Origin of the sequence: Actinophytocola sp. (genome assembly GCF_009379765.1) — a bacterium.
GTDB lineage: Bacteria > Actinomycetota > Actinomycetes > Mycobacteriales > Pseudonocardiaceae > Actinophytocola.
In genome coordinates this window covers 23684-37758 of record NZ_WHTD01000028.1, presented here as the reverse complement: position 1 = coordinate 37758, position 14075 = coordinate 23684, and the positions used below count along the sequence as shown (strand labels likewise).

Here is a 14075-nt window from a genome sequence, read left to right as displayed (position 1 = left end):
CGCTCCCCGGCGGGGGGTACTAGGCCATGTCTCGCGGATCTTGGATCGTGGTATTCGCGCCCAGCTGCCCCCTGGCCGCGTTGTCGGAAGGCCCGAATACAACCCGGTATGCGCGGCCTTCCGCCGCCTTGCCAGGAGACAGCTGGATCACGAATCCCATCGACCAAGATCCACGAGACACGACCTAGCGACCTCGGCGGCGTGGTGCCCGGCGGGCGGGCTGGGTCGGCGTCGGATGCCGCGGCGCGGGCGGGATCGACCGGCGCACCGGGTCGGCGACGATCGTGATGTCCTCGCCGTGGTGGGTCACCGACAGCTCCGGCCCGGACAGCAGCCGGTACTCGGCGCCGTTCTGGTCGATCTCGACGGAGAACCGGCTGTCCCGGTAGGTCATCCGGAACGTGAGCCGGGTGAGCGCGGCGGGCAGCCGCGGCGCGAAGCCGAGCGAGCGGTCGTGGTCGCGCATGCCGCCGAACCCGGCGACCGCGACCATCCACGCGCCGGCCAGCGAGGCGATGTGCAGCCCGTTGCGCACGTTGTCGTGCAGGTCGTGCAGGTCGGTGAACGCGGCCTCGGCGAAGTAGTCGAACGCCAGGTCCAGATGGCCGACCTCCGCGGCGAGCACCGCCTGCGTGCACGCCGACAGCGAGGAGTCGCGCACGGTCAGCGGCTCGTAGTAGGCGACGTTGCGTGCCTTCTGCTCGGGGGTGAACGCGTCGCCGCGCAGGTACATCGCCATGATCAGGTCGGCCTGCTTGACCACCTGCTTGCGGTACAGGTCGAAGTACGGGTAGTGCAGCAGCAGCGGGTAGTGCTCGTCGGGCGTGTTCTCGAAGTCCCACTCGGCGTGCTCGGTGAACCGCTCGGACTGCGGGTGCACCTCGAGCACCGTGTCGTAGGGGACCACCATCTTGTCCGCGGCCGCGCGCCAGGACGTGGTCTCCTCGTCGGTGACGCCGAGCATCGCGGCGGCCTCGGGCTGGCGGGCGCACACGTCGCTCGCCTCGCGCAGGTTCCGCTGCGCCATCAGATTCGTGTAGACGTTGTTGTCCACCACCGCGGAGTACTCGTCGGGGCCGGTGACGCCGTCGATGCGGAACCCGCCGTGCACGTCGTGGTGGCCGAGCGAGGACCACAGCCGCGCGGTCTCGACGAGGAGCTCGACGGCGTGGTCGCGCTCGAACTCGGTGTCCTCGGTGGCGGCCAGGTAGCGCACGGTGGCGTCGGCGACGTCCGCGGAGACGTGGAACGCCGCGGTGCCGGCCGGCCAGTACGCCGAGCACTCGGCACCGTCGATGGACCGCCAGGGGAACGCCGCGCCGGCGAGCCCGAGCGCGTCCGCGCGCTCCTTCGCCTTGTCCACAGTGGAGTGTCGCCAGCGCAGCGCGTCCCTGGCCGCCTCCGGCATCGTGTACGTGAGCACCGGGAGCACGAACGTCTCGGTGTCCCAGAAGGAATGCCCGTCGTAGCCGGGGCCGGTGAGGCCCTTGGCCGGGATGGCCCGGCTCTCGCCGCGGGCCCCGGCCTGCAGGACGTGGAACAGCGCGAACCGCACGGCTTGCTGCAGCTCCTCGTCGCCCTCGACGACGACGTCGGCGTTGGCCCAGAAGTCGTCGAGGAACGCCCGCTGCTCGGCGAGCAGGCCCGTCCAGCCGGTCTGCAGCGCGCCGGACAGCGCGGCGTCCACCTGCGCGCGCAGCGACGGCGCGGACCGGCGGGCCGACCAGCCGTAGCCGAGGTACTTGGTGAGGCGCAGCGCCGAGCCGCTCGGCACGTCGACCGCGGCGGTCAGCCGGGCGAGGTCCGCCTCGGCATGGATCTCGCAGCGCAGCCCGTCGTCGGTCTCGAGCTCGTGGTCCATCGCGGCGGCCAGGCGCAGCTGAGACCGCCTGGTCCGGTGGACGAGCGAGGCCCGGTAGTCCTTGGCGGCCGCGTCCTCGGCGACCAGCGGCGCGGACAGCATCGCGGCGACGCGCGGGTCCTTGCTCTGGACGAGGACCGGCTCGTTGGCGAGCAGGTCGGACTGGACGACGAGCTGCACGCCGCCGTCCATCGGCTCGACCTCGTAGCGGATCGCGGCGACCGCGCGCTGGGTGAACGAGACCAGCCGCTCGGTGCGGACGCGGACCCGGCGGCCGGTCGGCGACTCCCACACGGTGTCCCGGCGCAGCGTGCCGGAGCGGAAGTCCAGCGCCCGGTGGTGCTCGACGGCGCGGCCGTAGCGCATGTCCAGCGGCTCGTCCTGGACGAGCAGCCGGACGATCTTGCCGTCGGTGACGTTGACGATCGTCTGGCCGTCCTCCGGGTAGCCGTAGCCTGCCTCGGCGTAGGGGAGCGGGTGCTGCTCGTAGAAGCCGTTGAGGTAGGTGCCGGGGATGCCGCGCGGCTCGCCTTCCTCGAAGGTGCCGCGGAGTCCGATGTGGCCGTTGGAGAGCGCGAAGATCGCCTCGGTCTGCTCGAGCGCGTCGAGGTCGAGGGTGTTCCAGCGCAGCTCCCACGGCGCGACCTGGAAGCCTTTCACTTCTCCTCCAACAGGTCGGCGAGATCGGTGACCACGATGTCGGCGCCGTGCTGGCGCAGCGCGTCGGCCTGGCCGGCCCGGTCGACGCCGACGACGTAGCCGAAGCCACCGGTCCTGCCGGCCTGCACACCGGAGAGTGCGTCCTCGAACACCGCGGCGTTCTTCGGGTCGACGCCGAGCGCCTCGGCGCCCGCGAGGAACGAGTCCGGGGCCGGTTTGCCGTGCAGCTTGCGCTCGACGATCACCACGCCGTCGATGCGTGCCTCGACGAACTTGGTGAGGTCCGCGGCGTCGAGCACCATGGCACCGTTGGCCGACGAGGTGACGACCCCGATCCTGAGTCCCGCGTCCTTGGCGGCCTGGATGTACCGCACGGAGCCGGGGTAGGGGTTGACCCCCCGCTCGGCGATGATCTGCTGCACCCGCTCGTTCTTCCGGTTGCCCACGCCACCCACCGTGTCGTCGGACGGCGGGTCGCCCGGCGTGCCCTCGGGCAGCGAGATGTCGCGGGCGACGAGGAACGCGCGGACGCCGTCGAACCGCGGCCGCCCGTCGACGTAGTTGTTGTAGTCGGCCTCGGTGAACGGCGCGAACGCGGCGCCGTCGCGGGCGCGCAGCAGGGCGTCGAAGGTCTCCTTCCACGCCGCGCGGTGCAGCTCCGCGGTGCCGGTGAGCACCCCGTCGAGGTCGAACAGGCAGGCGGTCACGTGGTCTGGCAAGCCGATCACAGGGGCACGCTACCGAACGCGTCGCCGGGCCGCCGTTCGCCACGACCGGTGAGTTGCCCACAGGCCAGGTCCGCGGATGCCCGAAATCGTCGGTGTGCGTCGATAAGCTGGAATGCGGGGGGCCCCCGCGGGTTCGGGGTTGTCCACAGGCTTGATCCGCTTCGGGCGGAACCGTCGGTGCCCGTCCGTAGGCTGGATTCCGGGGCCGGAGGCCGAGCCCGGCGCCGTCCGGTCGGCGGGAGCGGGGTCAGATGCCGAGGTGGGCGCGCAGCATTGCCTGGAACGACCGGTCGAACCGCTCGTAGCGCGACCGCAGCGCGTCGCCCGGCCAGTCGGCGGCCAGCAGCTCGGCGGGCAGGAGCGGGTCGGCGACGAAGTGGCGGAGGACGGCCGCCGCGAGGATGAACCTCGCCGGCAGCCCGTCGGCCTCGTCGAGCGCGTCGTGCAGCAGTCGGGCCCGGGCCGCCCACGCGGGCAGGTCCCACAGCGACGCGGCCAGGCCGCCGGGGTCGTCGACGGGGCGGCCGACGAGCACCACGCAGTCGACGGACAGCGGCCGGGACAGGTTCGCCGGGCGCAGCCACGTGCCCTCCCGCAGCTCGGCGAGCCGCAGCCCGGCCATCGTCTGGCGGAACGCGATCCGCTCGGCCGGTGGGCGGCGGTCCGCGGTCACCACCGCGATCTCCCAGTCGCCCGCCCACGGCCGGACGGCCGGGGTGCGGCTCTGGTCCTGCCTCGCCTGCCGTCGCTCGAGCCGCGAGGTCAGCTCGTAGTCCCCGTTGACCTGCAGGAGGTCGCCGGCCGCGACCATCCGGGACAGTGCGACCCTGATCGTCCCCTCGGCGATGTCGAACAGCTCGCCCACCTTCACCAGGCTCCGTGCCGGCAACCGGGGCGGGTGCGCGCCCAGCAGCGTGCTCAGCACCGCCGACCGGGCGGTGAGCGGCCGGAGGCCGGGGATCTCGAGCATGACATCCTTACAACTCTGGTGTCGCGTGTTCAGAAAATGTAACATCGCGACCATGGTGGCCACTCACGCAGTAACCAACCAGGTCCCGCCGCTCGTCGGCCATGACACCGCAGACGACCCGTCGCTGCTCGAGGGCCTGCGCAGGGAGGGCGCGGGGTGGGCCGAGGACGCCGTGCACGAGCTCGGCCGGCTGGCCGGCACCGCGCAGGCGCAGGAGTGGGGCCGGGTCGCCAACGAGAACGAGCCGGTCCTGCGCACCCACGACCGCTACGGCAACCGCATCGACGAGGTCGAGTACCACCCGGCCTACCACGAGCTGATGACCGTCGCGGTCGAGCAGGGCATGCACGCCGCCCCCTGGCGCGACGAACGCGAGGGCGCGCACGTCGCCAGGGCCGCCAAGTTCTACCTGTGGGGCCAGGTCGAGGCCGGCCACGCCTGCCCGATCTCGATGACCTACGCCGCGGTCCCCGCGCTGCGGCACAGCCCCGAGTTGGCGGGGCGGTTCGAACCGCTGCTCGCGGCGACCGCCTACGACCCGGGCCTGCGCGCCCCGGAGACCAAGCAGGGCCTGACGGCCGGCATGTCGATGACCGAGAAGCAGGGCGGCTCCGACGTCCGCGCCAACACCACCCGCGCGGTCTCGCGGCCCGACGGCAGCTACCTGCTCACCGGCCACAAGTGGTTCACCTCCGCGCCGATGTGCGACGTCTTCCTCGTGCTCGCCCAGGCAGCCTCGGGTTCGGGTGTCCCGCAGGACGGCAGTGGGCTGTCCTGTTATCTCCTCCCGCGCGTCCTGCCCGACGGCACCCGCAACCGCATGTACCTGCAGCGGCTCAAGGACAAGCTCGGCAACCGGTCCAACGCCTCGGCCGAGGTCGAGTACGACGAGGCCGTCGCGTGGCTCGTGGGGGAGGAGGGCCACGGCGTCCGCACGATCATCCAGATGGTCAACATGACCAGGCTGGACTGCGTGATCGCCGGCGCCGCCGGGATGCGCGCGGGACTCGTGCAGGCCGTGCACCACGCCGGCTACCGGCAGGCGTTCGGCGGCTACCTCGTCGACACCCCGTTGATGCGCAACGTGCTGGCGGACCTGACGATCGAGTCCGAGGCCGCCACGGCGCTCGCCATGCGCCTCGCCGGCGCCACCGACCGGGCCGTCGCGGGGGACGAGCAGTCGGCCGCGTTCCGCAGGATCGGGCTCGCGGTCGGCAAGTACTGGGTGTGCAAGCGGACCTCCGCGCACGCGGCGGAAGCATTGGAATGCCTGGGCGGCAACGGTTACGTCGAGGAGTCCGGCATGCCGCGGCTGTACCGTGAGGCGCCGCTCATCTCGATCTGGGAGGGCTCGGGCAACGTCGCCGCGCTCGACGTGCTGCGGGCCATGGGGTCGGGCACCGAGGCGTTCTTCGCCGAGGTCTCGACCGCCGCCGGTGCGGACCGCCGGCTCGACGACGCGGTCGCCACGCTCCGGGCGGAGCTCGGCGGGCTGACCGACCCGGTCGCCGCGCAGGCCGGCGCCCGCCGGCTGGTCGAGCGGATGGCGTTGGTGCTGCAGGGATCCCTGCTCGTGCGGTACGGCCACCCCGCGGTCGCGGACGCCTTCTGCGCCTCCCGGCTGGGCGGCGACTGGGGCATCGCTTTCGGCACCCTTCCGTCCGGAGTGGACACCGCGGCGATCCTCGAGCGCGCCCGGGTCAAGTGATGGGTCCGGCGGTACGAACGGAGACGGAGGCCGGCGTCCGCTCGATCATCCTGTGCCGGCCCGACGAGTACAACACGATCACCCCGCAGCTGCGCGACGAGCTGTCCGCGGCGATCGACGACGCGGACGCGGAACCCGACGTGCGGGTCATGTTGCTGCGTGCGGACGGCCCGGCGTTCTGCGCGGGCTACGGTCTCGACTGGTCGACCGAGCTGCAGGCGACCGAGGCGGCGAGCGGGCGGGTGTGGGACTCGGCGCGGGACTACCGGATGCTGAGCTCGTTCGTGGACGTGTACCTGAAGTTCTGGTACGCGGCCAAGCCGACGATCGCGGCCGTGCACGGCTGGTGCGTCGCGGGTGGGACGGATCTCGTGCTGTGCACGGACCTGATCGTGGCGGGGGAGGGCGCGACGTTCGGCTACCCGCCGTCGCGCGTGTGGGGCACCCCGACGACGCCGATGTGGATCTACCGCCTGGGTTTCGAGCAGACGAAGCGGTACCTGCTGACCGGCGACGAGATCCCGGCCCCGCGCGCGGCGGAGATAGGGTTGATCTGCGAATGCGTGCCGGACGCCGCGTTGTCGGAGCACGCGACCGCCCTGGCGAGGCGGATGGCGATGCTGCCGGGCAACCAGCTGGAGATGTTGAAGCTGCTGTGCAACCAGACGGCGGAGAACATGGGCCTCCGCTCCGCGCGGACCCTGGGCACCCTGCTGGACGGCGTGGCGAGGCACACCCAGGAAGGCCAGGACTTCGTGACGCGCTCGCGGAACGTCGGCTTCCGCCGAGCGGTCCGCGAACGAGACAACCCCTTCGGCGACTACGGCTCCCGCCCGAAGTAACCCCGCGAGTCCAACGTTCCGGACCCGCGAGTCCCCGTCCGGGAGTGACGAATGTTGGACTCGCAGGTCGCGAGTGTTGGACTCGCGGGTTCTGTGGGTTGGACTCGCGGCTCGGGAACGATTCAGTGGTGTTCGCAGGGCGAACGGGTGTGCGGTGTTCGCCCAGGTCAGAGGTCACGGTTCTTGATCGGGTCTAGTGATGTGACTCATTACGGCGTTACGGTGCCCCTCTGATACACCTTCGAGGGCTGGAGTCCGCGATGAACGAAGGCGTTCCCCGCATTTTCCGTGTTCCTCACAGCCGGCGCGACGTGTTACGCGCGGCGGCGGTCGCCGCCATGGCCGCAGGCTTCGGCAGTGCCTGTGCCAGTGAGGAGTCCCCGACCACCGATCCCGGCTCGACCGGCGAGGCTCCCGAGACGACCTTCGCCGAGCCCGCGAGCAAGCTCTCCGGTGAGCTGAAGATCCTTCTGTGGAGCCACTTCGTGCCGAGCCACGACACCTGGTTCGACAAGTTCGCGCAGGACTGGGGCAACCGGACCGGCGTGAAGGTCACCGTCGACCACGTGGACCAGGCGCAGATCCCGACCCGCATCGCCGCCGAGGTGCAGGCCGGCGAGGGCCACGACCTCATCCAGTACATCGCGACGCTGTCCCAGTACGAGCCGAGCGTGCTCGACATGAAGGACCTCGTCGACGAGGCCAGCTCCCGCTGGGGCGAGCAGCTGTCGCTGTGCGCGAAGTCCAGCTCCAACCCCACGACCGGCAAGTTCTACGCCTACTCGCCGGGCTGGGTCCCCGACCCGGGCAACTTCCGCAAGTCGCTGTGGGAGCCGGCGGGTTTCGCCGACGGCCCCACGACGTGGGACGACCTGCTCACCGGCGCGACCGAGATCAAGAGCAAGGACGGCATCCAGCTCGGCCTCGGCATGTCCCAGGAGATCGACTCCAACATGGTGCTGCGCGCGCTGATGTGGTCCTACGGCGCGTCCGAGCAGGACGAGAACGAGAAGGTCATCCTCGACTCGCCGGAGACCGTGGCCGCGGTCGAGTTCATGACCAAGCTCTACAAGCAGGCCATGACGCCCGAGGTGTTCTCCTGGAACGCCGCCAGCAACAACCAGGGCCTCGTCGCCGGCAAGCTGTCCTATGTGGTCAACTCGATCTCCGCGTGGCGCACCGCGCAGGAGTCCAACCCGGACGTCGCCGACGACGTCCACTTCGTGCCGGCGCTGCGTGGCCCGAAGGCGGCCCTCGCCGCGCAGCACGTGCTCTACAACTGGATCGTCCCGCAGCACGCGACGGCACCGGACGCGGCCAAGGAGTTCCTGCTGCACTACACGGCGAACTTCGCCTCCGCCACCTACCACTCGAAGCTCTACGACTTCTGCGCGTGGGACAAGCTCACGCCCGACCGGGACGCCTGGCTCAACGACGACCCGTTCGGCGCGAAGCCGGCCGACAAGCTCGCGTTCCTGTCCGACGCGATCCCGTGGAGCGCGAACATCGGCCACCCCGGGCCGGCGTCGACCGCGATCGGCGAGGTGTTCAACACCTTCGTCATCCCGAACATGTTCGCGCGGGCCGTGCGCGGCGAGGCCTCCCCGCAGGAGTCGGTCACCGAGGCGGCCGGCCAGGTCAACGCGATCTTCGACAAGTGGCGTGCCCAAGGGCTCGTCGGCGGCTGAGCGACCATGCTGCTGAGCGGAGCTTGCGGAGCGAGCATCAATGCTGAGAGGGAGTCCGGGTGGCGGTCGTCGAGGTCCGCGAGCTGACCAAGCAGTTCGACAGCGGGAAGGTGCACGCGATCGACGGCGTGAACCTCACCGCCGGCGACGGTGAGTACCTTGTCCTGCTCGGCCCGTCCGGGTGCGGCAAGACCACCCTGCTGCGCACCATCGCCGGTCTGGAGGAGCCGACCAGCGGCGACATCCTGATCGACGACCACGTGGTCACGGGGCTGCCGCCGCGCGCCCGCAAGATCGCCATGGTGTTCCAGAGCTACGCGCTCTACCCGCACAAGACGGTGCTGGCCAACATCGTGTTCCCGCTGCGTGCGGTGGGCATGGCGAAGGAGGAACGGGACCGGAAGGCGCGGTGGGCGGCCGAGCTCCTCGAGATCGAGAAGCTCCTCGCCCGCAAGCCGCGCCAGCTGTCCGGCGGCGAGCGCCAGCGGGTCGCGCTCGCCAGGGCACTGGTCCGCGAGCCGCAGGTGTTCCTGCTCGACGAGCCACTGTCCAACTTGGACGCGAAGCTGCGTGCGTCGGCCCGCGACGAGCTGAAGTCATTCCAGGACGAGATCGGCACCACGACCATCTACGTGACCCACGACCAGGTCGAGGCGATGGGCCTCGGCGACCGGATCGCGGTGCTGTACCAGGGAACGGTGCGCCAGGTCGGGCCGCCGGCGGAGATCTACGACGACCCGGCGGACACGTTCGTCGCCACGTTCATCGGCTCGCCGCCGATGAACCTCGTGCCGCGGGACGGCCACCTGGTCGGCTTCCGGCCCGAGCACCTGCTCCCGGTCGAGGTCGTGCGCTCCGACGACCGCGCGGTGATGCCGCTCGCGGTGGACCGGATCGAGTACCTGTCCGGCGACCGGCACCTGTACGGCACGGTCACCGGGATCGGCGAGCCCACCCGGGTCGTCGCCCGGCTGCCGGCCACGGTGGAGACCCCGATCACCGCCGGCGAGACGCACGACTTCGCCGTGCACGCCAGTAGGTTGCGGTTCTTCGACGCGGGAGAAGAAGGGCTGCGCACCGAGCCGATCCGGTTGGGCGTCTGATGGCGACCGCCACGGAGGCAAAGGTCGAGCCAACCCCGGTCAAGGAGCTGGCGCGGCGCAGGATCGCCGACCGGGACGGCGTGCTCGCGTGGCTCTTCCTGCTGCCCAGCGTGGTCTACATCATCGCGCTGGTGGCGATCCCGTTCGCGCTGGCGATCGGGTTCGCGTTCTCCGACGTGTCCGCGGGCGACCCGTCGTTCGACTGGGTCGGCTTCCGCAACTTCGCCCGCGCCTTCGACGACCCGGTGTTCTGGCGCTCGCTGGGCAACACGTTCGTGTTCACCGGCGTGTCCATGGTGTTCATCGTGATCTTCGGCAAGATCCTGGCGAACATCCTCGTGGCGAACTTCCGCGGCAAGTGGATCGTGCGGTTCCTGGTGCTGCTGCCCTGGACCACGCCGGTCGCGCTGTCGTCCATCTCGTGGCTGTGGCTGCTCGACTCGATCTACTCGCCGATCGACTGGGTGCTCCGCCAGGTCGGCCTGCTCCCCAAGGGCGGGCAGATGTACTGGCTCGGCGAGCCGGGTCTCGCCATGACGTCGGTGATCGCGGTGCACGTGTGGCGGCTGGTCCCGCTGGCCGCGGTGATCCTGATGGCCGGCCTCGTGGCGATCCCGCGGGACATCGACGAGGCGGCGAAGGTGGACGGCGCGGGCTACTGGCGGCGGATGTTCGAGATCACGATCCCCCTCGTCATGCCGGTGATCGCGGTGGCGGCGCTGTTCGGCGCGATCTTCACGTTCACCGACATGGCGGTGGTCCGCGTCCTCACCCGCGGCGGGCCCAACGACGCCACCCAGGTGCTGACCAGCTGGGCGTTCTACCGCGGCATCGACGGCGGTGACGTGGCCGGTGGCGCGGCGATCGCGTTGTTCCTGTTCCCGCTGCTGCTCGCGGTCGCGGTGGGCATCCTCCGCCTGGTGCGCCGGATCGAGGTGAGCTGAGATGGTCGGCCGAACCGATGTGGACGCCACCCGCATGTCCGAGGCGCAGGCCGCGGCGCTGCGCCGCAAGTACAGCCGCCGGCACGCGGGCGCGCGGATCGGCGTGTACGTCGCCGCCATCGTGGTCGCGGTGGTGAGCGCGGGACCGTTCCTGTGGAGCGCGATCACCGCGTTCAAGCAGAACCGCGACCTGTACAACGCCGACAACAACCCGTTCCTGTTCAACCGGCCGGCCACGCCGGACCACATGACCTACCTGTTCACCGACACCCAGTTCCTCACGTTCGCGTGGAACACGCTGTGGGTGGGCGTGCTCGTCGTGCTGATCACGCTGGCCTTCGCGCTGCCCGCGGCCTACGCGCTCGCCCGGCTGGACCGGCCGTGGTCCGGGCCGCTCGGGATCGCGATCTTCCTCGTGTACCTGATCCCGCCGAGCCTGCTGTTCCTGTCGCTGTCCCGGGTGGTCGTCGGGTTGGGTCTGCAGGACTCGACGTGGTCGATGGTGCTCGTGTACCCGACGATCACGATCCCGGTGTCGGTGTGGCTGCTGATGGGCTTCCTGCGGTCGGTGCCCCGGGATGTCGAGGAACAGGCCATGGTGGACGGCTACAGCCGGCTGGGCGCGTTCGCGCGGGCCGTGGTGCCGCTGGTGTTCCCGGGCATCGTCGCGGTGGTGGTGTTCGCGTTCACGCTGACCGCGAGCGAGTTCATCTACGCGCTCGCGTTCGTCTCGCCGCCCGCGCAGATGCCGGTCAGCACCGGGGTGCCGACCGAGCTGATCCGCGGTGACGTGTTCTTCTGGCAGTCGCTGCAGGCGGCCACGGTGCTCGTCGCGGTGCCGATCGCGTTCGTGTTCAACCTCTTCCTGGACAAGTTCATCGCCGGCTTCACCGCGGGTGCGGTCAAGGGCTGACCGGCCGCACACGAGACCTGTTGCATTGCGACAAATGGCGGAAAATATCTAACTATCAGTTGACTTGGCATGATTTGCGCTGGACGATCCTTCGCGGCGACGGCACTCCCTGCACCGTCGCATTCTCAGTGGAGGCGTTATGCACAAACGTCTTGCCTACCTTCTCGCCGTGCTCGTCCTCGCGATCGCCGGCACGGTCACCGTGTCCGTGGTCGCGGCCCCGACGGCCGCGGCGGACGACTGCTACACCTGGAACCGCACGCTCTCGCCCGGCGCGAGCGGTGCGGACGTCACCCAGCTCCAGATCCGGGTGGCGGGCTGGGTCTCCTACGGGGAGAACCTCGCCCTGGACGGCTCCTACGGGCCGGCCACGACCAACGCCGTGAAGCGGTTCCAGTCCGGCTACGGGCTAGCCGCCGACGGCATCGCCGGGCCGGCGACCTTCAGCAAGATCTACGCGCTGCAGGACTCCGACTGCACCCCTGCGCACTTCGCGTACTCGGAGTTCGACGACAACTGCGGCGCGAACAACTTCAACGGCGGCAAGGTGACCGCGGCGACGGCCAAGGAGAACATCCGCCGGATCATGTGGCAGCTGGAAGCGATGCGGCACAAGCTGGGTGATCGCGGGATCGTGATCACCTCGTCGTTCCGCAGCGTGTCGTGCAACTCGGCGGTCGGCGGCTCGTCGACGAGCCTGCACATGTACGGGCAGGCGGCGGACCTCGGTCTGTCGAGCGGCCCGTCGCAGTGCCAGATGTGGAACGCGGGCAAGTCCGCCGGGTTCGAGGAGCTGCTCAGCCAGGGCTACCCCGACCACAACGACCACACCCACGTCGGCAACAAGTCCAGCCGGTTCTGGAGCGCACCGAACTGTTAGCCGGTTCGGCTCGCTCGCCGGCCTCGGGCCCGCGCCTTCCGGGTGCGGGCCCGAGTGCTGTGCGGGCAGGATGGGCCCATGCGTGCCTGGCGGGTCGAGCATCCGGGGCCTGCGGCGTCCTGGCCGCTGCGGCTGCGGTCGGAGTCGGCGCCGCAGCCGGCGGCGGGGGAGCTGCTCGTGCGGGTGCGGGCCTGCGGGGTGTGCCGGACCGACCTGCACGTGGCCGAGGGGGACCTTCCGGTGCACCGGGCGGATGTGGTGCCGGGGCACGAGGTCGTCGGCGAGGTGGTCGCGGCCTCGGGTGGCTTCGCGCCGGGGGAGCTCGTCGGCATCGCGTGGCTGCGCGGGACGTGTGGGAGGTGCAGGTTCTGCTTGCGGGGCGCGGAGAACCTGTGTCCATCGTCGACCTACACCGGGTGGGACGCGGACGGCGGCTACGCGGACCTCGCGGTCGTGCCGGCCGACTTCGCGCTGCGGCTGCCTTCCGGGTACGCCGACAGCGCGCTCGCGCCGCTGCTGTGCGCCGGGATCATCGGGTACCACGCGCTGCTGCGCTCGGCTCTGCCGGCGGGTGGGCGGCTCGGGATCTACGGGTTCGGGGCGAGTGCGCACCTGGCCGCGCAGGTGGCGATCGCGCGGGGTGCGGAGGTTCATGTGGTGACCCGGAGCGCGGCCGCCCGGGAGCTGGCCCTCTCGCTCGGTGCCGCGTCCGTGTCGGCGGAGCCGCCGCCGCTGGACTCGGCGATCATCTTCGCGCCGGCCGGGTCGCTGGTGCCGGTCGCGCTGGAAGCGTTGGACCGGGGCGGGACCCTGGCGGTGGCGGGCATCCACCTCAGCGACATCCCGCCGCTCGACTATCAGAGGCATCTGTTCCAGGACCGGCAGCTGCGCAGCGTCACGGCCAACACCCGGGGCCAGGCCAGGGAGTTCCTGGAGTTCGCCGGCGAGCACCGGCTGCGCGTCGAGACCACCGACTATCCACTCGAGACGGCCGACCGCGCGCTGCTCGACCTGGCGGAAGGCCGCGTCAACGGCGCGGCGGTGCTGGTCCCGTGAGCGAGCTTGCAAGCGAACCAGTGTCACAGGGCGACCGTGAGCGGCGTCCCGGAGCCTGCGAGCGAACCATCAATGCAGGGCGAGCGTGCGAGCGAACCATCGATACAGGGCCGGCGGGCGCCTCGCCGGCGGGGATCAGGTCAGCCGCAGCCGCAACCGCAGCCGCAGCCGCAGCCGCTGCCGCAGATCAGGTCGTCGCAGCACATCAGGAATCACCTCCTTCGTTCATGACCGGTGGGCACCAGGTGCCGGGGCGCGGGTTCGGGCACGGCTCGCGGGGCAGCGCGTCGACCATGTGCACGAGGTCCGCCCGCAGCGAGGTGAGCCTCGTGACCTCCTCGTTCAGCTCGTCGATCCGGCGGCGCAGCAGCTCCTCGGCGGGCTCGCACGGGCACACCCCGGTGTCCCGAATGGAAAGCAGGTCGCCGATGTCGCGCAGGCGCAGACCCAGCCGCTGGCAGCCCTGGATGAACCGGAGCCGGTCGACCGTGTCCGGTGGGAACCGGCGGTAACCGCCCGAGGTGCGCGGCGGCGGGTCGATCAGGCCGGTGCGCTCGTAGTACCGGATGGTGTCCGGGCCGACCTCGGCCGCCGCGGCGAGCTCGGCGACGAGCAGCCCGGCCGGTGCGCTCGTGGTCATGACCCGACGGTAAACCTTGGAGCCGGGTCCAGAGTCAAGTGGCGCGACACCTCCCGCTGCGGCTCATGTCCCGACATGCTGT

12 protein-coding genes are annotated in these 14075 nt (G+C 70.8%); 8 read left to right on the top strand and 4 right to left on the bottom strand.

Annotation, left to right across the window (positions count from 1 at the left end):
• Nucleotides 1-184: 184 nt before the first annotated feature.
• From GEV28_RS11410 to GEV28_RS11400, 3 genes are all read right to left on the bottom strand, one after another.
• Nucleotides 185-2521 carry a glycosyl hydrolase family 65 protein gene (locus GEV28_RS11410; RefSeq protein ID WP_291411465.1) on the bottom strand — a complete coding sequence of 779 codons (2337 nt, stop codon included), beginning with the start codon at nt 2519-2521 and terminating at the stop codon, nt 185-187.
• Complete coding sequence (locus GEV28_RS11405; RefSeq protein ID WP_291411463.1) at nt 2518-3249, bottom strand: beta-phosphoglucomutase family hydrolase; 732 nt, start codon at nt 3247-3249, stop codon at nt 2518-2520. Before GEV28_RS11405 ends, GEV28_RS11410 begins: the two co-directional genes overlap by 4 nt.
• Nucleotides 3250-3496: 247 nt before the next feature.
• Nucleotides 3497-4219 (bottom strand): PaaX family transcriptional regulator C-terminal domain-containing protein, encoded by a 723-nt coding sequence (locus tag GEV28_RS11400; RefSeq protein ID WP_291411461.1) that lies wholly within the window; start codon nt 4217-4219, stop codon nt 3497-3499.
• A 52-nt stretch (nt 4220-4271) separates the two neighbouring features.
• Here GEV28_RS11400 and GEV28_RS11395 point away from each other — a divergent pair, with 52 nt between their 5' ends.
• The 8 genes from GEV28_RS11395 (at nt 4272) to GEV28_RS11360 (ending at nt 13353) form a co-directional block, all read left to right on the top strand.
• Nucleotides 4272-5927, top strand: coding sequence for an acyl-CoA dehydrogenase family protein (locus GEV28_RS11395; protein WP_291411459.1), 1656 nt, complete (start codon nt 4272-4274; stop codon nt 5925-5927).
• On the top strand, nt 5927-6769 hold the full coding sequence (locus GEV28_RS11390; RefSeq protein WP_291411457.1) for a crotonase/enoyl-CoA hydratase family protein: 843 nt from the start codon (nt 5927-5929) through the stop codon (nt 6767-6769). The genes GEV28_RS11395 and GEV28_RS11390 overlap by 1 nt, the downstream gene beginning before the upstream one ends.
• Before the next feature lie 311 nt (nt 6770-7080).
• Nucleotides 7081-8457 carry an extracellular solute-binding protein gene (locus GEV28_RS11385; RefSeq protein WP_291411455.1) on the top strand — a complete coding sequence of 459 codons (1377 nt, stop codon included), beginning with the start codon at nt 7081-7083 and terminating at the stop codon, nt 8455-8457.
• A gap of 59 nt (nt 8458-8516) precedes the next feature.
• Nucleotides 8517-9560: an ABC transporter ATP-binding protein gene (locus tag GEV28_RS11380; protein WP_291411453.1), complete on the top strand. Its 1044-nt coding sequence runs from the start codon at nt 8517-8519 to the stop codon at nt 9558-9560.
• On the top strand, nt 9560-10504 hold the full coding sequence (locus tag GEV28_RS11375) for a carbohydrate ABC transporter permease (RefSeq protein ID WP_291411451.1): 945 nt from the start codon (nt 9560-9562) through the stop codon (nt 10502-10504). Before GEV28_RS11380 ends, GEV28_RS11375 begins: the two co-directional genes overlap by 1 nt.
• A 1-nt stretch (nt 10505) precedes the next feature.
• The gene (locus GEV28_RS11370; protein WP_291411449.1) at nt 10506-11417 is read left to right on the top strand and encodes a carbohydrate ABC transporter permease; all 912 of its coding nucleotides are present in this window, start codon (nt 10506-10508) and stop codon (nt 11415-11417) included.
• Nucleotides 11418-11556: 139 nt separating this feature from the next.
• Complete coding sequence (locus GEV28_RS11365) at nt 11557-12297, top strand: M15 family metallopeptidase (RefSeq protein WP_291411447.1); 741 nt, start codon at nt 11557-11559, stop codon at nt 12295-12297.
• 78 nt (nt 12298-12375) lie between these two features.
• On the top strand, nt 12376-13353 hold the full coding sequence (locus tag GEV28_RS11360) for a zinc-binding alcohol dehydrogenase family protein (protein ID WP_291411445.1): 978 nt from the start codon (nt 12376-12378) through the stop codon (nt 13351-13353).
• Nucleotides 13354-13558: 205 nt separating this feature from the next.
• On the opposite strand, the gene GEV28_RS11355 is transcribed toward GEV28_RS11360, so the two are convergent.
• Nucleotides 13559-13993: a MerR family transcriptional regulator gene (locus GEV28_RS11355; protein WP_291411443.1), complete on the bottom strand. Its 435-nt coding sequence runs from the start codon at nt 13991-13993 to the stop codon at nt 13559-13561.
• Nucleotides 13994-14075: the final 82 nt, after the last annotated feature.

What these genes read in the sequence shown, in the direction of transcription:
- GEV28_RS11390 (WP_291411457.1), top strand. Translation starts at nt 5,927, where the DNA reads ATGGGTCCGGCGGTACGAACGGAGACGGAGGCCGGCGTCCGCTCGATC.
- GEV28_RS11360 (WP_291411445.1), top strand. Translation starts at nt 12,376, where the DNA reads ATGCGTGCCTGGCGGGTCGAGCATCCGGGGCCTGCGGCGTCCTGGCCG.
- GEV28_RS11400 (WP_291411461.1), bottom strand. Translation starts at nt 4,219, where the DNA reads ATGCTCGAGATCCCCGGCCTCCGGCCGCTCACCGCCCGGTCGGCGGTG.
- GEV28_RS11395 (WP_291411459.1), top strand. Translation starts at nt 4,272, where the DNA reads ATGGTGGCCACTCACGCAGTAACCAACCAGGTCCCGCCGCTCGTCGGC.
- GEV28_RS11355 (WP_291411443.1), bottom strand. Translation starts at nt 13,993, where the DNA reads ATGACCACGAGCGCACCGGCCGGGCTGCTCGTCGCCGAGCTCGCCGCG.
- GEV28_RS11365 (WP_291411447.1), top strand. Translation starts at nt 11,557, where the DNA reads ATGCACAAACGTCTTGCCTACCTTCTCGCCGTGCTCGTCCTCGCGATC.
- GEV28_RS11370 (WP_291411449.1), top strand. Translation starts at nt 10,506, where the DNA reads ATGGTCGGCCGAACCGATGTGGACGCCACCCGCATGTCCGAGGCGCAG.
- GEV28_RS11375 (WP_291411451.1), top strand. Translation starts at nt 9,560, where the DNA reads ATGGCGACCGCCACGGAGGCAAAGGTCGAGCCAACCCCGGTCAAGGAG.